The 17,972-nt window shown below is 73.3% G+C and carries 15 protein-coding genes; 4 read left to right on the top strand and 11 right to left on the bottom strand.

Annotation, left to right across the window (positions count from 1 at the left end; translation table 11 throughout):
* Positions 1-130: 130 nt before the first annotated feature.
* The 5 genes from ACL03H_RS16375 to thyX form a co-directional block, all read right to left on the bottom strand.
* Positions 131-1,819, bottom strand: a complete 1,689-nt coding sequence (locus ACL03H_RS16375; protein WP_412812109.1) for a ribonuclease J — start codon at positions 1,817-1,819, stop codon at positions 131-133.
* A gap of 32 nt (positions 1,820-1,851) precedes the next feature.
* Positions 1,852-2,793 carry a 4-hydroxy-tetrahydrodipicolinate synthase gene (gene dapA / locus ACL03H_RS16370; RefSeq protein ID WP_412812108.1) on the bottom strand — a complete coding sequence of 314 codons (942 nt, stop codon included), beginning with the start codon at positions 2,791-2,793 and terminating at the stop codon, positions 1,852-1,854.
* Positions 2,794-2,971: 178 nt separating this feature from the next.
* Complete coding sequence (locus tag ACL03H_RS16365; RefSeq protein WP_412812107.1) at positions 2,972-3,598, bottom strand: TIGR03085 family metal-binding protein; 627 nt, start codon at positions 3,596-3,598, stop codon at positions 2,972-2,974.
* 40 nt (positions 3,599-3,638) lie between these two features.
* Positions 3,639-5,066: a serine/threonine-protein kinase gene (locus ACL03H_RS16360; RefSeq protein ID WP_412812106.1), complete on the bottom strand. Its 1,428-nt coding sequence runs from the start codon at positions 5,064-5,066 to the stop codon at positions 3,639-3,641.
* Positions 5,067-5,137: 71 nt separating this feature from the next.
* Positions 5,138-5,890 carry an FAD-dependent thymidylate synthase gene (gene thyX, locus ACL03H_RS16355; protein WP_412812105.1) on the bottom strand — a complete coding sequence of 251 codons (753 nt, stop codon included), beginning with the start codon at positions 5,888-5,890 and terminating at the stop codon, positions 5,138-5,140.
* A gap of 218 nt (positions 5,891-6,108) precedes the next feature.
* Here thyX and ACL03H_RS16350 point away from each other — a divergent pair, with 218 nt between their 5' ends.
* Positions 6,109-6,681, top strand: a complete 573-nt coding sequence (locus tag ACL03H_RS16350; RefSeq protein ID WP_412812104.1) for a toxin-antitoxin system HicB family antitoxin — start codon at positions 6,109-6,111, stop codon at positions 6,679-6,681.
* A 17-nt stretch (positions 6,682-6,698) separates the two neighbouring features.
* Complete coding sequence (locus ACL03H_RS16345) at positions 6,699-7,679, top strand: DUF4097 family beta strand repeat-containing protein (RefSeq protein WP_412812103.1); 981 nt, start codon at positions 6,699-6,701, stop codon at positions 7,677-7,679.
* On the opposite strand, the gene ACL03H_RS16340 is transcribed toward ACL03H_RS16345, so the two are convergent.
* The gene (locus ACL03H_RS16340) at positions 7,663-8,907 is read right to left on the bottom strand and encodes a winged helix-turn-helix domain-containing protein (protein WP_412812102.1); all 1,245 of its coding nucleotides are present in this window, start codon (positions 8,905-8,907) and stop codon (positions 7,663-7,665) included. The two genes, ACL03H_RS16345 and ACL03H_RS16340, sit on opposite strands and share 17 nt — an antisense overlap.
* A gap of 163 nt (positions 8,908-9,070) precedes the next feature.
* On the opposite strand from ACL03H_RS16340, the gene ACL03H_RS16335 reads away from it, so the two are divergent.
* Positions 9,071-9,637: a GNAT family N-acetyltransferase gene (locus ACL03H_RS16335; RefSeq protein WP_412812101.1), complete on the top strand. Its 567-nt coding sequence runs from the start codon at positions 9,071-9,073 to the stop codon at positions 9,635-9,637.
* 111 nt (positions 9,638-9,748) lie between these two features.
* A complete protein-coding gene (locus ACL03H_RS16330; RefSeq protein ID WP_412812100.1) occupies positions 9,749-10,240 on the top strand; it encodes a hypothetical protein in 492 nt (163 codons plus the stop codon).
* Between the two features lie 566 nt (positions 10,241-10,806).
* On the opposite strand, the gene ACL03H_RS16325 is transcribed toward ACL03H_RS16330, so the two are convergent.
* From ACL03H_RS16325 to ACL03H_RS16305, 5 genes are all read right to left on the bottom strand, one after another.
* Positions 10,807-12,051 (bottom strand): YeeE/YedE family protein, encoded by a 1,245-nt coding sequence (locus ACL03H_RS16325; protein WP_412812099.1) that lies wholly within the window; start codon positions 12,049-12,051, stop codon positions 10,807-10,809.
* Positions 12,052-12,844: 793 nt separating this feature from the next.
* On the bottom strand, positions 12,845-13,330 hold the full coding sequence (locus ACL03H_RS16320; protein ID WP_412812098.1) for a hypothetical protein: 486 nt from the start codon (positions 13,328-13,330) through the stop codon (positions 12,845-12,847).
* Positions 13,331-14,104, bottom strand: a complete 774-nt coding sequence (dapB, locus tag ACL03H_RS16315) for a 4-hydroxy-tetrahydrodipicolinate reductase (protein ID WP_412812097.1) — start codon at positions 14,102-14,104, stop codon at positions 13,331-13,333. It abuts the gene before it with no gap.
* Entirely contained in the window at positions 14,101-15,477 is a 1,377-nt protein-coding gene (locus tag ACL03H_RS16310; protein WP_412812096.1) for a M16 family metallopeptidase, read from the bottom strand. The genes dapB and ACL03H_RS16310 overlap by 4 nt, the downstream gene beginning before the upstream one ends.
* A gap of 125 nt (positions 15,478-15,602) precedes the next feature.
* Positions 15,603-17,858, bottom strand: coding sequence for a polyribonucleotide nucleotidyltransferase (locus ACL03H_RS16305; protein ID WP_412812095.1), 2,256 nt, complete (start codon positions 17,856-17,858; stop codon positions 15,603-15,605).
* Positions 17,859-17,972 lie beyond the last annotated feature (114 nt).

Raw genomic sequence — 17,972 nt, 5'->3', positions numbered from 1 at the left:
CCGATGAGATGCGGCAACGCTACGACGCCGGAGGGCAGCCGGACGGTCCTCGGCTTCCTCGCGGGGAAACCCTCCGGTCCCGCGAGCGGAAATCCGGGGTGCGCACCGGATTTCCGATCGCGGCGGCGGATCAGGAGTCGACCGGCAGCACGTTCGGCACGATCATCGGGCGGCGTCGGTAGGTGTCGGCCACCCACTTGCCGACCACCCGGCGCACGGCCTGGGCGACGCGGTGCGTGTCGGTGATGCCCTCCGACTCGGTGCGCGCCAGCTCCATCTCCACCAGCGGCACGACGCCGTCCAGTGCCTTCGGGTCGTCCGAGAAACCGCGCCCCGAGATCGTCGGGCTGGACACGGCGCGTCCCGTCGCGGCCTCCACGGCCACGGTGATCGAGATGAAACCGCCCTCACCCAGCACCAACCGGTCCGAGAGCGTCGACTCGCCGACGTCGCCCACCGACAGGCCGTCCACGTAGACGTGGCCGACCTCGACCCGGCCGGAGACCTTCGCGATGCCGTCGACGAGGTCCACCACCACGCCGTCCTCGGCGATCACCACGCGCTCGGCGGGGACACCGGTCAGCCGGGCCAGCTCCGCGTTCGCACGCAGGTGGCGCCACTCGCCGTGCACCGGCATCACGTTGCTCGGTCGCACCGCGTTGTAGAGGTACAGCAGCTCGCCCGCCGAGGCGTGCCCGGAGACGTGGACCTTCGCCCCGCCCTGGTGGACCACGTCCGCGCCGAGCCGCACCAGCCCGTTGACCACGCCGAACACGGCGGTCTCGTTGCCGGGGATGAGCGAGCTCGCCAGCACCACGGTGTCACCGGCGCGGATCCGGATCTGCTTGTGCTCGCCGCGGGCCATCCGGGACAGCGCGGACAGCGGCTCGCCCTGCGAACCGGTCGAGACGAACAGCACCATGTGCTCGGGCATCGCCAGCGCCTCGTCGAGCTCGACGAGCAGGCCCGGCGGCACCCGCAGGATGCCCAGCTCGTTCGCGATGCCCATGTTGCGCACCATCGAACGGCCCACGAAGCACACCTTGCGCCCGTGCCGATCGGCGACGTCCAGCACCTGCTGCACGCGGTGCACGTGGCTGGCGAAGCAGGCCACGATGAGCCGCTGCGTCGCCTTCCCGATCACGGTGTCCAGCACCGGGCCGATCTCGCGCTCCGGCGTGACGAACCCGGGCACCTCGGCGTTGGTGGAGTCCACCAGGAACAGGTCCACGCCCTCGTCGCCGAGCCGGGAGAACCCGGCCAGGTCGGTGAGCCTGCCGTCCAGGGGAAGCTGGTCGAGCTTGATGTCACCGGTGTGCAGCACGACGCCCGCCGGGGTGCGGATCGCCACCGCCAGCGCGTCCGGGATGGAGTGGTTGACGGCGAAGAACTCCAGGTCGAACACGCCGTGCTCGCTGTGCTGGCCCTCGGTGACCTCGACCAGGACCGGGTCCTGGCGGTGCTCCTTGCACTTGGCCGCCAGCAGCGCCAGCGTGAACTTCGAGCCCACCACCGGCAGGTCCGGGCGCAACCGCAGCAGGAACGGCACCGCGCCGATGTGGTCCTCGTGACCGTGGGTGAGCACCACGGCCTCGATGTCGTCCATCCGGTTCTCGATCGCCCCGAAGTCGGGGAGGATCAGGTCCACCCCGGGCGAGTCGTCCTCCGGGAACAGCACCCCGCAGTCGACGATGAGCAACCGGCCTTCGTGCTCGAAGACCGTCATGTTGCGGCCCACCTCGCCGATGCCGCCCAGCGCGGTCACCCGCAGGCCGCCCTCGGGCAGCGCGGGTGGAGGCGCCGAGGCGGTCGGCGTCATGGGGTGGTGTTCGGAAGCTGTTGCGCGAGCGCTCAACGCGTCACCTCTGCTGCGGCGTCGGGATTGACCAGGACCAGACCGGCGTCCCACAGATCACTGGTGATCACGCGCACCTGCTCGTCGGTGGCCTGCGGCAGGGGCAGCCTCGGGTGTCCGGTCTCGTAACCGCACAACCTCAGCGCCGTCTTCGCGAAGATCACACCGCCGACGAAGTTCATCGACCGGTACACGGGCATCAGCCCGAAGTGGATCTCCCGGGCGGTGGCGATGTCGCCCGCCTCGTAGGCGTCGAGCATCTTGCGCAGCCGGTCCCCGACGACGTGCCCGATGACGCTGACGAACCCGACCGCACCCACCGACAACCAGGGGAGGTTCAGCGGGTCCTCTCCCGAGTAGTAGGCCAGGTCGCTGTTGGCCAGCACCTCGCTGCCCGCCCACAGGTCGTGCTTCGAGTCCTTCACGGCCTTGATCTGCGGGTGCTCCGCGAGCCGCTTGAGCGTGTCGGTGTGGATCGGCACCACCGAGCGGGGCGGGATGTCGTAGAGCATCACGGGCAGCTCGGTCGCATCGGCCACCGTCGTGAAGTGCGACAGCAGGCCCTCCTGCGGCGGGCGGGAGTAGTACGGCGTCACCACGAGCAGCCCGTGCGCGCCGGCCTTCTCGGCGGTGCGCGCGAGGTCCACGGAGTGCGCCGTGTCGTTCGTGCCCGCGCCCGCGACCACCGTCGCGCGGTCCCCCACCGCTTCGACGACCGCGCGCAGCAACCGGTCCTTCTCGTCATCGCTGGTCGTCGGGCTCTCACCCGTCGTGCCGTTGACGATCAGCCCGTCGTTGCCGACGTGGTCGACGAGGTAGCTCGCGAGCTCCTGCGCCAACTCCAGGTCGAGCTTCCCGTCCGCGTCGAACGGGGTCACCATGGCGGTCAGGACCCGGCCGAAAGGCCGACCTTCGGTGGCGGTGGGACAGACGGTCATGCCCTGACGCTACCTGGTGAGCCCGCTGGTGGGCGCGCCGCATGTACCACGCCCGGGGCCGCTGAGCGCGGGACGCGGAGATCGCGGCGACCCCGCGCCGGGAACCTCCGCGTTCCCGCAGCTCAGCGATGCGACGATCGAACTCCCACCGACGCGGCGAGGGGCGGTCGCCCCGGGCTCAGAGCGAGCGGCGCAGGTCCTCCACCGCGAGCACGTCCGCGTCGTTGCCCTCGGTCTCGATCGTCACCTGCTTGCGGCCGAAGGCGTGCAGCAGCAGCTCGCTCGGCTCACCGCTGAAGCGCACGGTGCGCGGACCGCGCTTGGCGGCGATCTCGGTGCCGTCCGGGCGGCGCAGCACCACGCCCACCGGGCTGCGGCCGTAGAAGATCTTCGCCATCCGGCTCAGCGACTTCCACAGCGCCTCCTCGCGCTCCGGGTCGCTGGGCCGGGCCTGCCAGCCCGCCTGCGCGCGGCGCACGTCCTCGTGGTGCACGAAGAACTCGGCGCTGTTGACGGCCGCGTCCACCGCGCCGATGGACAGCGGGTTCCACTTCGGCGCGCCCTCGCGCACGGTGCCGACCAGCTCGGGCCACGGCTTCTCGCGCAGCTCCTGCTCGACCTTGTCCCCGCGCTCGGCCAGCGCTTTGACGAACTTGCCCGCCAGCGCGTCCGGCCGGCGTTCCCGCAGCACCAGGTGGACGGCGAGGTCCCTGGTCCGCCACTCCCCGCACAGCGTCGGGGCGTCCGGACCGACCTGCTCGAACAGGTCGCACAATTCACGGCGTTCGTCGTTGGCCACTCCCATGCGGCCACCTTACCGGGGGTGCCGTTCCCGTCGCCGGGGGTCAGCCGCTCGCCGAGGTCGTCAGCGGAACTCCGTCGGCGCTGCGCAGGTAGCAGTAGACCACCTGGGACCCCTCGTCGTCGTCGCTGTCGCCGTTCAGCGAGCTGCGCCGCTTGAGGTCCCACGCCTGCTCGGTCGGCACCAGCGCCCCGTAGCGCAGCGCGGCGTCCTTGCCCGGCACGACGATCTTGTCGGTGGCGAAGTACGCGGCGCACATCCCGTCGCCGAACCGCGTCAGCTGCTCCTGCCCCGGGTAGTCGACATCGCTGCTGGAGCCGCCCTCGAACGGGTCGCCGGAGGCGTAGAGCTCGAAGTCGTGCGGCTCCGAGCAGGAGCGTTCGGCGGCCACCGGCACGGTGCCACCCGGGACCAGGCTGCCCGCCCCGCACGGCTTCACGTCGCCGAGCTCGAAGACCTCCACGTCCCCGCCGGGCCCGTAGCTCAGCGCGGGCTCCTCGGCGACCGGTCCGCCCGGGAGCAGCGCGAACCGGCCGAGCAGCAGGCCCGCCGCGAACAGCGCGACCGCGACCGCGGCGCCGATCGCCCACCGGCGGGGCTTCGCGGCGGGCACCCGGTGGGTCGGGGCCTGCGCGGCGCGCCCCGGGCCGACGGCCCGGTGGTCCAGCAGCGCGCGCACTTGGTCGGCGGTGAGCCTGCGGCGCGGGTCCGGCAGCAGCAAGCCGGTGATCACCGCGGCGATCGGGCCGTGCGCGCGGGCCAGCCGCGGCGGCTCGTTGAGCACCGCGTGCAGCGTGGCCGCCGTGCTCTGCCGCTCGAACGGCATCCAGCCCTCGGCGGCGAAGAAGAGCGTGGCGCCCAGCGCCCACAGATCGCTCGCGGGCGTCGCGTCGGCGCCCTGGATGCGCTCCGGGGCCATGAACGACGGGGAGCCGATGATGCTCCCGCTGGTGGTCAGCCTGGGGTCGTCCAGGGTCTGCGCGATGCCGAAATCGGTCAGCTTCACCACGTCGTCGGAGATCATGATGTTGCTCGGCTTGACGTCCCGGTGCACGATCCCCGCCGCGTGCGCGGCCTGCAGCGCCGAGAGCAGCCGCAGCGCCAGGTCGAGGACCCGCTCGACGGGCATCGGCCCGCGCTGGGCGATCAGGTCGCTGAGCGTGGCCGCCTCGACCAGCTCCATCACGATGTAGGTGCCGCCGCCCTCCTGCAGCACGTCGTGCACCGTGACGGCGCCGGGGTCGCTGAGCCGGCCGGCGGTGCGGGCCTCCCGCAGCACCCGCTCCTGGAACACCGCCCGCTCGGCCGGCGGCACGCCGTCCGGCAGGTGCAGCTGCTTGATGGCGACGTCGCGCCCGATGACCAGGTCCCGCGCGCGCCGCACGACACCCATGCCACCGCGGCCGAGCTCCCCGTCGATCCGGTAGCGGCCCCCGATCACCCCGGGCACCGCATCGGTCCGTTCCCCCACGTCGCGTCCTCCCCCAGCCGTCCTCCGCGAGATCATCGCATCGGACGACCGGGGGGCCGGTCGCGGTTCCGTCAGCCTTCGGTGACGAACGGGCTGGAGGCCACCGCCGAGCCGTCCTTGAGGTGGGTGATCTCGAAGTCGCCGAACACGTTGGGCGCCACCTCCTGCAGCTGGCGCAGGCACTCCACCGCGAGGGCGCGGATCTCCACGTCGGCGTGCTCGCTCGCGCGCATCGCGACGAAGTGCCGCCAGGCGCGGTAGTTGCCGCTGACGACGATCCGGGTCTCGGTGGCGTTGGGCAGCACCGAACGGGCGGCCTGCCGGGCCTGCTTGCGGCGCAGCGTCGCCTTGGGCTCGTCGGCGAACTTCTCCTGCAGCGCTTCCAGCAGCTCCGTGTAGGCGGCGACGCTGGCCTCGGTGGCCTGCACGAACTTCTCGTGCAGCGCGGGGTCCTCGGCGATGACGTCCGGCTCCACCATCGCGGCGTCGCGCTCGGGGACGTAGCGCTGGGACAGCTGCGAGTAGGAGAAGTGCCGGTGCCGGATCAGCTCGTGGGTCAGCGACCGGGACATCCCGGTCAGGTAGAACGTCACGGAGCCGTGCTCCAGCACCGAGAGGTGGCCGACCTCCATGATGTGCCGCAGGTAGCCCTCGTTCGTGGCGGTCGCGGGGTTCGGCTTGCGCCAGGACTGGTAGCAAGCCCGGCCGGCGAACTCCGCGAGCGCCTGGCCGCCGTCCGCGTCGGTGGACCAGTCCACGTCGGCGGGCGGGAAGAACTCGGTCTTGCCGATCAGCTGGACCTTCGGCGGCACGATCTCGGTCACTGTGCGGGGACCCCTTCGCGTGGGAGGTGTGCGGATGTTCCGGCCGCGTGCCCGTGGACCGGGTGCTGGCGGTGCCGGGTGCTGGCGGTTTCCGAGCCTAACCGGCGGGTCCGACCGCCCCGGCGGACCGCCCGGGCCACCGTCCGCGACGACCCGGTGACACACCTTGACACCATCGTGCCCTTGCACGACGCCAGTGATGACGCCATAGTGGCGTCATGGATCTGAGCCCCTACATCGCGCAGCTCCGGGAGGACCTCGGCTCGGCCGCCTCGGCGGGCGACGAGCAGACCCGGCAGACCGCCGCCGCCCTGTCCGCCGCGATCGAACCGGCGACCCGGCTGGCCATCATGAACGCGCTCTCCGACCTGGCCGCGGAGGTGACGACGCACCTCGACGGCCAGGTGGTCGACGTCCGGCTGGACGGCCGGGACGTCCGCGTGGTCGTCAGCGGCGGCGCCGCGGCACCACCTCCGTCCGGCGAGGAGGAGAGACCGCCGCCCCCGCCTCCGGGCGCCGACGGCGGGGACATCAGCAGGATCACGCTGCGGCTGCTCGACGAGATCAAGTCCCAGGCGGAGCGGGCGGCGTCGACGCAGGGGGTCTCGCTCAACACCTGGGTGGCGCAGGCGGTGCAGGGCGCTCTGCACGGCGGCAGGCCGCGCGGGCCCTGGGACCACCCCCGGGCAGGACGCGGGCCGGGCTGGGGACCGCCCGGCTCCGGTCGCTGGCGTCCGGAAGGACCCGAGGACGGGCCGGGTTCGCGGCTGCACGGCTGGGTGCACGGCTGAGCGGGAAGGGGACGGCGATGAGTGGCGACGACACGGGCGGGCCCGGTTCCGGCGGAGCTTCCGGACCTCGGGAACCGGAGGACCTGGTGCGGACGCAGGACTTCGACACCGCGGCGCCGATCGAGGTCGACATCGGCAACGGGCTCGGCTCGATCACGGTCGAGCTGTGCACGACCGACATCACCCACGTCGAGATCCGGCACGACAGCGCGGGCGGCGGTGCGGACTGGCGCAGCGGGCTCACCGGCCTGCTGAGCTGGGTCAGCGAGCAGCTCAGCGAGTCCGGGCTGCGCGGCGGGCTCGGCGACCGCGCCTTCGGTGAGCGGGGCGGGATCCGCGAGCCGATCGCGGAGGCGGTGCGCCAGACCCGGGTCGACCTCACCGGCAACCGGCTGGCGGTGCGCACGCCGAGTTCGGTGCCGCTGCGCGCGGTCCCGCTGGCGGTGCTCGTGCGCGCCCCGGCGGATTCCCAGCTGGGGATCCGGTCGTCGAGCGGCGAGGTGCGGATCACCGGCCCCGCCGGGCGCGTGGAGGTGCAGTCCGGCGGTGGCGCCGTGTCCGTGGAGCGGGCCGGGGGCACCACCGTCGCCCGCACCGGGTCCGGCGCCTTGCGTCTCGGCGAGATGGGTGCCGGGGTGCAGGCGCGCAGCGGGAGCGGGGACGTGGAGATCGCATCCGTGCGGGCACCGTCCTCGGTGGTGACCGGCAGCGGCGCGGTCTGGCTGGGTTCGGTCGGCTCGGACGTGCTGGTGCGGTCCGGCAGCGGTGCCGTCACGGTCGCCGAGGCGACGTCCGGCCAGCTCGAACTCATCACGGGTTCCGGTGAGCTCCGGGTGGCGCTGCCCGCCGGTGTCGATGCCGAGGTCGACCTGACCTCGACCACTGGAACGGTGCGCAGCGACCTGGACGTCGCGCCGGAGCCGACTCGGGAGGAACCCGCGCTGCGGATCTTCGGCCGCAGCGGCAGCGGTGACGCCCTGCTCACCTCTGCCGTGTGAGGTCGCCCCTGGTGAGGTCGCGCAGCGCGGCGGTCAAGACCTGATCACCGCGCTCGCCGATCTCGACGCCGTCCAGTTCCAGCCAGGCGGCCATCTCGGTCAGCGCCTCGGCGAGGTCCGGTGCGATGGCTCCGGCCTCGCGACCGGGTTCGGTGAAGGCCCCGGGCACCCGGAGGACCTTCGCCGCCCGGTCGGCCTTCAGATCCACCCGGGCGACCAGCTCTCCGTTGCGCAGGAAGGGGAAGACGTAGTAGCCGTACTCGCGCTTCGCCTCCGGCACGTAGATCTCGATGCGGTACCGGAAGCCGAACAGCCGCTCAGCGCGGGACCGCTCCCACACCACCGGGTCGAACGGGCACAGCAGGGCGTGCCCCTGGACGCGGCGCGGGGTGCGGGCGGTCGAGTGCAAGTAGGCCTGGTGCTGCCAGCCCCGCACTGCGACGGGCTCCAGCTCGCCGCCGTCGATGAGTTCCGCGATGGCCTGCCGCGCCTGCTGCGGGCCGAGCCGGTAGTAGTCGCGCAGATCGGTCTCGGTGGCCACGCCGAGGGCGGTGGCGGAACGGCGCACCAGTTCGCGGATCGCCTCGTCCTCGGGCGGGTCCTGGGCGAGCACCTCGGGCGGCAACACGCGTTCCGGTAGGTCGTAGCGGCGTTCGAAGCCCTTGCGGGTTCCCGTGGTGAGTTCGCCCGTGGCGAAGAGGAGCTCGCAGACGCGCTTGGTCTCGGTGCGGTTCCACCACGGCCCCCGGCCCTGCCGGATCCCGCCGCCCAGTTCGCGCTCCAGCGTTCCCGCGCCGACCGGGCCGAGGTCCTTCACGGCGGCGAGGACGTCGTCGACGAGGCCGGGCGAGCTCTCCAGCAGCTCGCGGGCCCGGCGGCGCCACGAACCGCCGTGCTCGCGCATCCGCCAGCGCAGGAGCGGCCAGTCGGCCACGGGGATCAGCGAGGCCTCGTGCGCCCAGTACTCGACGAGCAGCCGGGGCTTGGCGGCGGTCGGGTTCCAGGCGGCGTCGTCGAGCAGCCGGGCGGAGTAGGCGCCGAGCCTGCTGAACAGCGGCATGTAGTGCGCGCGCACCGCGACGTTCACCGAGTCCAGCTGCAGCAGCTTGGTGCGCCCCAGGACGCGGTTCAGGTGCTGGCGGGTGACCTGCCCGGCAGGGCGGGCATCGGTGAATCCCTGCGCCGCCAGCGCGGTGCGCCGGGCCGTCGCGGTGCTCATCGTCTGCATCCGCCGATCGTGCCATCCACCACCGACGTGCCCGTTGACCGAGCGTTCCCGGCCCGCGCGCACCCGCCCGGGGCGGGCGGTCGTTCCCCTCGCCGCCAGGTCAGCGTCTCGATCTTCGCCCTGCCCCGACGCGGGGGTGGCCGCGGGCGCTAGGTTGGCGCGCATGGCTGAAGCCGAGGTCCGGGCCGCGACGCCCGACGAAGCCCCCGTGATCGCCCGACTGCAGCTGTCGACCTGGCGCAGCGCCTACGCGGACCTGCTGCCGCCGGAGGTGCTGACCGCGTTGGACGAGGCGGAGACGGCCCGGCAGTGGTCGGAGGCCCTGACCGGCGGCGCGGTGTCGGTGCTGGTCGCCGTCGAGGGCGGCGTGCCGGTGGGGTTCTGCGCGGCGGGCGCCGCTCCGGAGCAGGAAGCCGCGGGCGCGGATGGTTCCGCGCCACCGGATCTCGCGGAGCTGGTGCTTCTGAGCTCGCTGCTGGTGGAGCCCCGCTGGGGGCGGCGCGGGCACGGCGGACGGCTGCTGGCGACGATGGCGCAGCAACTCGCCGCGGGCGGAGCCACGCGCGGCATCTGCTGGATCCCGGAGGCGGACTCGGCGTCGCTCTCCTTCTTCGACCACGCGGGCTGGGGCCCGGACGGCACGGTGCGCACCTTGGACGCGGGCGGCCGGCCGGTTCGCGAACTGCGGCTCTCGGGCCCGCTCGACCTCCGGATGCGCCAGCCGGGCTGAGCCCGGCCCGATCGCGCAGCGAGAACGCGCCGTGACCGCACGTGCATCAGGTCCCGGTCAGGGCGCGTTGCTAGCCTGTGACGGACCGCACTCCGACCTCCGGGGGACCTGGTGCTGACCTCGATCGGACTGATCGCGAGCGCGTTCGGCATGGCGGTGGCTTCGGCGCTGCTCCCCGTGATCAGCGTCGAGATCTTCGTGGTCGGCATGGTCGTCAAGGGCCCGGAAGTGCCGTGGTGGCTGCTCGCGCTGGTGGTGGCCGTCGGCCAGATCGGCGGCAAGCTGCTCTACTTCTACGCCGCCCGGGGCCTCATCACGCTCCCCGCCGTCCTGCAGCGCAGGAGCGCACCAACGCGGCGGCCGGGGCGCTGGGCGGTGTGGATGGAGCGGTTCCGCGCAAGCTGCCACCGCCGCCCGCTGTGGACCGGCGGGATGCTGCTGCTGAGCGCGACGGCGAGCCTGCCGCCCTTCCTGGCGACCTGCGTGGTCGCGGGCTGGGCACGGGTACCGCTGAGCACGTTCCTGGTCACCGGCCTGGTGGGGCGGTTCGCGCGGTTCGCCGCGCTCGCCGTGGCCCCCGGGGTCCTGATCGCCTGGCTCTGACCCTCCGGGCGGATCTCCTTCGCGCGCTCCGGGCGGACGCTCGCGCACCGGCGTCGTGCCGGTCCTGCGGAGGCCCCCTCCGGACGACGAGCAGGGGGCCCGTCGGTCTCCCCGGCCGCTGGCGGCGGCGAACTCCCGAGCACGTGGGCGAGGAACGGACCGGACCCGCCAGCGGCACGCGCCGGGACAGCCACGTGGTGCGCGGGTCCTCGGTGCCCGGCCGGTCGGTGCCCTCGTGCTCCGGGGCGGGTCGGCGGTGGCCGAGCCCGGCGAGCGGGTCGGCTGCGGATGCCTCGGGGGACTCGGCGCGGGGGCTCAGCGCGTCGAGCGAATCGGTGAGGGCGCCCGGTCCGGGGCGGCGCAGGCCGCCCCCGCCGGGCTGCCCCACCTCAGTTCCGCCCGCCCCGGGTCGTTCCCCCGCACCTGGTGCCGCCGGGCGACGGCCACGCGCGCCGCTGGGCACCGCTCCGGCTCACTCCGGCGAGGACGCCGTGCCGCGACGTCCGGACCGGCCCGGGCCCTCAGCGAGAGGGCCGCCGCGACTCGGTGCCGAGGGCGTTCCGGAGTCAGCAGACCGCGTCGGTCGGCTTGGGGTTGCCGAGGCCGAACAGCGGCCGCAGCAGCAGCCCGACATAGGTGCCCGCGATCGCGGTCACGCCCCACAACCAGCCGTGCAAGCTGAACGAGGCGATGCCGGAGAAGTAGGCACCGATGTTGCAGCCGCCGGCGAACCGGGCGCCGATGCCCATCGCGATCCCGCCGAGCACGGCACCGACGGCGAGCCGCCACGGGATGCGCCGGTGCAGCACGAAGGCGCCCGCCAGCGCGGCGGCGATCAGCGCGCCGATCATGATCCCGAAGTCCATCACCGAGATCTTGTCCGCGAGCACCGAGGCGTTGAGCTTCGCCGCGTTCTCCGGGTCGGTCCAGAACGGCGCGCCGGAGATGTCCACCCCGATCCACCCGAGGAACTTCGCGCCCCACAGGCCGAACGCCGAGGTGATGCCCCACGGCCCGCCCGAGATGAGCAGCGTCAACGCGTTCAGCCCGGCCAGCGCCAGCGCTCCGACCCACAGCGGCCAGGAGCCGCGCAGCACCCGCAGCAGGCCCCGGGCGGTGGGCGGGGCCGAGAGCGGCGGCGGCGTGCGGCGGCGCTCCACGAGCAGCGACACCCCGACGACGGCCCCGATGATCACCAGGGAGATGAGCAGCGCCCCCGGGTAGCCGAGCGGGGTGTCGGCGAAGGACACGGTCGGCCCGGTCTGCTGCAGCGCGCTGATCCACGGCGCCAGGAACGCGCTGAACACCGAACCCGCGATGAACCCGCCGAGGGTGTAGAGGATGGCGGTCTGGCCGCTGCCCACGGCGAACAGGGTGCCGGAGGCGCAGGAGCCGCCGACCTGCATTCCGATGCCGAACAGGAAGGAGCCGAGCAGCACGCCGAGTCCCGCGGGGGCGACGGAGCCCTCGGTGGCGCCGGAGAACCCGAGTCCGGCGCCGAGGATCACCGAGAACAGCACGCAGGCCGCGGCGAGCATGAGCATGTGCGCCCGCAGCGCGCGCCCCTGCCCGACCGCGACGAGCTGGCGCCAGGCGGAGGTGAAGCCGAACCGGGAGTGGAACAGCACCAGTCCGAGCGCCAGACCGACGACGTACAGCGAGGCGAGCTTCCAGCCCGCCTCGTGCAGCACGGCGAGACCGACGACGAGGGCGAGTCCCACGCCGATGGCGACGACACCGCGCCGCGCGGGCGGGGCCTCGGCAGGGGACGGGGCGGTTCTGGGTTCGGTGACCGTGTCCGTTGCGGACATCGCTTTCTCCTCGTTCTCGGTGCGCGGCGCCGGGCGGTCGGGGCGCGGACGCGCGGTCAGGGCCCGGGAGGCCGGACGCGGCCACCACGGTGCCACGTGGAACCCGCTGGCCGGACGGTTCGGCGACGTGCATTCCGCCACTCGTTCCCGGAGCTCTCGCCCGCGCCACCTCCGGGAGCGGGCCGTCGATGCCCTCCCCCGGCCTGGGGACGCGCCTGCCGGGGGAACGGACCTCCGGTGCCGCGGCTCGCCGATCGAGCGGCGGCGGCACCGGCGTTCGGGGGCGGGCGGCCACGGGCGGGGCGCAGCCCGTGCGGACGCCGGGAATCCGGCCCCGGCGCGGCGGCCTCGTCGAGCTCCGAGCGGCCGCGCCCGGCAGCCGACGAGCACCAACGCCCGGTCGGGGCGCGGCCGACCAGCCGCTCCACCACCACGCGACGAACCGTCGCGGGGCGGGGATCGCGCGCGTCGCCGTGGTGGACATCACCGCCGAGAACGCCCGGCACGCTCCGGCCGTATCCCACCGGGTGGAACGGCGGTGACGCGCCACCCGCTGACGGCAAGCCGGGCGAACCGGGCCGGGACGGGGGCCGCGCCGCCTCCCGCCAGGAGAACCGGGAGCTGAGGTCGCGGCGGCAGCCGATCGCGGCGGGGGCACCGGACCGCTGCCGCGCAGCACGACCACCGGAGCGGCGACCACCGCGGAGCCGGGGACGTCGACCGCCGTCACGAGGCGCGCGGCTCGACCCGGGAAGCCGGCTCGGCAGCGCACTCCGGTGCCGGATCGGCGGAACTACCGCTGGTCGTCCGCTCCGCCGCGCTCCAGCTCGATCGCCCGGCGCATCGCCTTGCGCCCCCGGTTCCGGTCACCCGCGAGGTCGTAGGCCTGCGCGAGGGCGAACCACGCCCGCCAATCGCTCGGCGCGCGTTCCAGCTCGGCCTGCTTCGCGTCGAACCACTCGTCGGCGGCCGCGCGCTCGACGCGCCCGGACGGGCGGCGCGGGAGGTGCGAGACGTCGGGCAGCGCGCCCTCCTCGTCCAGCCTCCGCGCGAGCCGTTCGGTCTGCGCGCCGAACCGGAGCTGGTCGGCGACCAGCAGCACGCCCAGGACCGGCAGCACGAAGATCGCCGCGCCGAGCACCACGAACACCGGCCGCCCGGTGACGATCATCTCGATGGCCCGGCCGCCCATGATCACCAGGTACACCAGCAGCACGGCGGCGAGCACGAACGCCGCGGCGCGCGGACCGGGACCGCGCCGCCGCTCAGCGCCGGACATTCACAGCCCCAACACCGCGTCGAGGCCCACGGTCAGGCCGGGGCGTCCGCCGACCTCGCGGATCGCCAGCAGCACCCCGGGCATGAACGAGCGCCGGTCGTAGGAGTCGTGCCGGATGGTCAGCGTCTCTCCCTCGGTGCCGAACAGCACCTCCTGATGGGCGACGAGCCCCGCCATCCGGATCGAGTGCACGGGCACCCCGTCGACCGCGGCGCCGCGGGCTCCGTCGAGCTGCTTCGTGGTGGCGTCCGGCGCCGGGTCCAGCGCGGCCGACGCGCGGGCGCGCGCCACGACCTCGGCGGTGCGCGCGGCGGTGCCGGAGGGGGCGTCGGCCTTCTTCGGGTGGTGCAGCTCCACGATCTCCACGGACTCGAAGAACCGCGCGGCGACCTCGGCGAACTTCATCGACAGCACCGCTCCGAGCGCGAAGTTCGGCGCCACCAGCACCCCGACCCTCGGGTGCTCGTCGAGCAGCGAGCCGACCTCTTCCAGCTCGGCCGAGCCGAGGCCGCTGGTGCCGACGACGACGTGGATGCCGTGCTCCACGCAGAACCGCACGTTCTCCAGCACGGAGTCCGGGTGGGTCAGGTCGACGGCGACCTGGGCGCCGGAGTCGACCAGCGCCTGCAGCGGGTCCTCCCGGTTCACCGCGGCCACGAGCTCGGCTCCGGGGTCCTCGCTGACGGCGCGCACGGCCTCCGAGCCCATCCGCCCGCGGGCGCCGAGCACGCCGACCCGCACCGGGGTGGTCACCGGGGATGCTGGGGATGTCACGAACGTGCCGCCTTCCTGGTCTGCTCCGGCAGCCGGACCGAGTCCGGCAGCTCCTCGACGTTCTCGTAGGGACCGACCACCGCGGTGCTCAGCGGGCGCCGCAGCAGGTCCCGGGCCAGCTCCGCGACGTCCTGCGCGGTGACCGCTTCGATGCGGGCGAGGGTGTCCTCGACGCTGAGGTGCCGCCCGTAGTTCAGCTCGCTCTTGCCGATCCGGCTCATCCGGGAGGCGCTGTCCTCCAACCCGAGCACCAGGCCGCCGCGCAGCTGCCCGCGCCCGCGCGCCACCTCGTCCTCGCCGAGCCCGTTCTCGGCGACCTCCGCCAGCACGTCCCGGATCACGCCCGCGACCTCGCCGAGCCGGTCCGGCTGGCAGCCCGCGTACACCGAGAAGGTGCCGGCGTCGGCGTAGGCGCTGACCGACGAGTACACCGAGTAGGCCAGTCCGCGCTGCTCGCGCACCTCCTGGAACAACCGGGAGCTCATGCCCCCGCCCAGCGCGGCGTTGAGCACGCCGAGCACGAAGCGCCGGTCGTCGTGCCGGTGCAGCGCGCGGCAGCCCAGCAGCAGGTGCGCCTGCTCGGTGTTGTCGTGCTCCAGCACGAGGGAGCGCTGCCGGGGCAGCCGGGTGCGGCCCGTTCGCGGCGGGGCGGGCTGCTCCTCGCCCCGCAGCCGGTCGCCGAGCGCCTTGCGCAGGGCTCGCAGCACGTCGGCGTGCTCCACGTTGCCCGCGGCGGCGATGACCATCTTGGGCAGCGCGTAGCTGCGCCGGTAGAAGCCGTGCACCCGGCCGCGGCTCATCTCGGTGATGGAGTCCTCGGTGCCCAGCACGGAACGCCCGAGCGGGTGGTCGCCGAGGACGGCGGCGGCGAACAGCTCGTGCAGCAGGTCTTCGGGATCGTCGTCGCGCATCGCGATCTCCTCGAGGACCACGCTGCGCTCCACCTCGACGTCGGCCGCCGCGTTGACGGCGTCGAACACCACGTCGCAGAGCATGTCCACGGCCAGCGGCAGGTCCTCGTCGAGCACGTGCGCGTAGTAGCAGGTGTGCTCCTTGGAGGTGAACGCGTTGAGCTCACCGCCGACCGCGTCGATCTCCTGGGCGATGTCCACGGCGGTGCGCCGCGCGGTGCCCTTGAACAGCAGGTGTTCGAGGTAGTGCGCGGCTCCGGCCTGCGGCCGGGTCTCGTCGCGGGAACCGACGCCCACCCAGATGCCCACGGACGCCGAGCGCACGCCCGGCACCTCCTCGGTCACCACGCGCAGGCCGCCGGGGAGCACGGTGCGCCGCACCGATTCGGCTCCGTCGCGCCCGAGGACTCGGGTGGTTCCGGGCCGTTGCAGGTGTCCGGCACGGGTCTGGTTCTGCTTCATCGTCTCCAGGTCTCGTCGCGCTTCCCCCGCCCGCCACACGATACGGCCCGCCCCGGGCGTGCTGTCCGGGGCGGGCCGCGTCGGTGGTGCCGCGGATCGGGCTTGTCCCGATCCGGGTCAGGAGGTCACTCGGCGGGCGTTTCCGCGGGGGCCTCGACGTTCTCGTCGGACTTCGCGGCGTCGCCCTCCTCGTCGACGACGACCAGGCTGATCTTGCCCCGGTTGTCGATGTCGGCGATCTCGACGCGCAGCTTGTCGCCGACGTTGACCACGTCCTCGACCTTGCCGACGCGCTTGCCGTTGCCCAGCTTAGAGATGTGCACCAGGCCGTCCTTGCCCGGCAGCAGCGAGACGAACGCGCCGAAGGCCGCGGTCTTGACCACGGTGCCCAGGAAGCGCTCGCCGACCTTCGGCAGCTGCGGGTTCGCGATGGCGTTGATCTTGTCGATCGCGGCCTCCGCGGACGGGCCGTCGGCCGCGCCGACGTAGATGGTGCCGTCGTCCTCGATGGTGATCTCGGCGCCGGTCTCCTCGGTGATCGAGTTGATCATCTTGCCCTTCGGCCCGATGACCTCGCCGATCTTGTCGATCGGGATGGACACCGAGGTCACGCGCGGGGCGTGCGGGCTCATCTCGTCCGGGGTGCCGATGGCCTCGGCCATGACCTCCAGGATCGTGAACCGGGCGTCCTTGGCCTGGCCCAGCGCCTGCGCCAGCACCTCGGAGGGGATGCCGTCGAGCTTGGTGTCCAGCTGCAGCGCCGTCACGAACTCGGGCGTGCCCGCGACCTTGAAGTCCATGTCGCCGAAGGCGTCCTCGGCACCGAGGATGTCGGTCAGCGCCACGTAGTGCGTCTGGCCGTCGACGACGTCCGAGACCAGGCCCATCGCGATGCCCGCGACCGGCGCCTTCAGCGGCACACCGGCGTTGAGCAGCGACAGCGTCGACGCGCAGACCGAGCCCATCGAGGTGGACCCGTTGGAGCCCAGCGCCTCGGAGACCTGGCGCAGCGCGTACGGGAACTCCTCGCGCGTCGGCAGCACCGGCAGCAGCGCCCGCTCGGCGAGCGCCCCGTGGCCGATCTCGCGGCGCTTCGGGCTGCCCACGCGACCGGTCTCACCGGTGGAGAACGGCGGGAAGTTGTAGTGGTGCATGTACCGCTTGCTGGTCTCCGGACCGAGCGAGTCGATCGTCTGCTCCAGCCGCAGCATGTTCAGCGTGGAGACGCCCATGATCTGGGTCTCGCCGCGCTCGAACAGGGCCGAGCCGTGCGCCCGCGGCACCACGCCGACCTCGGCGGAGAGGCTGCGGATGTCGGTGAGGCCGCGACCGTCGATGCGGACCTTCTCGGTGATGATCCGCTGGCGGACCAGCTTCTTGGTCAGCGAGCGGAAGGCGGCGCCGATCTCCTTCTCGCGACCGGCGAAGGCCTGGCCCTCCTCGACCCCGACCTTCTCCAGCGCGGACTGCTTGATCTCGTCCAGCCGGGACTCGCGCTCCTGCTTGCCCGCGATGGCCAGCGCCTGCGCGAGGTCGGCGGAGACCGCGTCCTCGACGGCGGCGAAGGCGTCGTCCTGGTAGGCGGGGAACAGCGGGTACTCGGCGGTGGCCTTGCCCGCGGCCTGGGCGAGCTGCTGCTGCGCCTGGCACAGGGTGCGGATGAACGGCTTCGCGGCCTCGAGCCCGGCGGCCACGACCTCCTCGGTCGGCGCCTGCGCGCCCTGCCCGACCAGGTCGATCGTCTTGTCGGTGGCCTCCGCCTCGACCATCATGATCGCGACGTCCTCACCGACGATGCGCCCGGCGACGACCATGTCGAACACGGCGCGCTCGAGCTGCTCGTAGGTGGGGAACGCCACCCACTGCCCGTCGATGAGCGCCATCCGGGTGCCGCCGACCGGGCCGGAGAACGGCAGGCCGGACAGCTGGGTGGAGGCGGACGCGCCGTTGATGGCGAGCACGTCGTACGGGTCCTTCGGGTCCAGGCTCATCACCGTGACCACGACCTGGATCTCGTTGCGCAGGCCGTCCACGAAGGACGGGCGCAGCGGCCGGTCGATCAGCCGGCAGGTCAGGATCGCGTCGGTGGAGGGGCGGCCCTCGCGGCGGAAGAACGAGCCGGGGATGCGGCCCGCGGCGTACATCCGCTCCTCGACGTCCACCGTCAGCGGGAAGAAGTCGAGGTTGTCCTTCGGGTGCTTGGAGGCCGTGGTGGCCGACAGCAGCATGGTGTCGTCGTCCAGGTAGGCGACGACGCTGCCCGCGGCCTGCTTGGCGAGGCGGCCGGTCTCGAACCGGACCTCGCGGGTGCCGAAGGCACCGTTGTCCAGCACCGCGGTGGCTTCGTAGACGCCTTCGTCGACGGTGTGCGCTTGTGTCAAGTGGAACTCCTCGTTTCAGGGGGTCCACGGTCGCGCGGGCTCTTTCCGACGAGGCCGGTCATCGATCGAAGCCACCGGGGCGAATGCGCCCGGAAGCCACTACCGAGGACCGGC

Source organism: Saccharopolyspora antibiotica (assembly GCF_047200635.1).
Classification (GTDB): Bacteria; Actinomycetota; Actinomycetes; order Mycobacteriales; family Pseudonocardiaceae; genus Saccharopolyspora_C.
The sequence above is the reverse complement of the archived record's forward strand: the minus strand, read 5'-3'. Positions and strand labels throughout refer to the sequence as shown.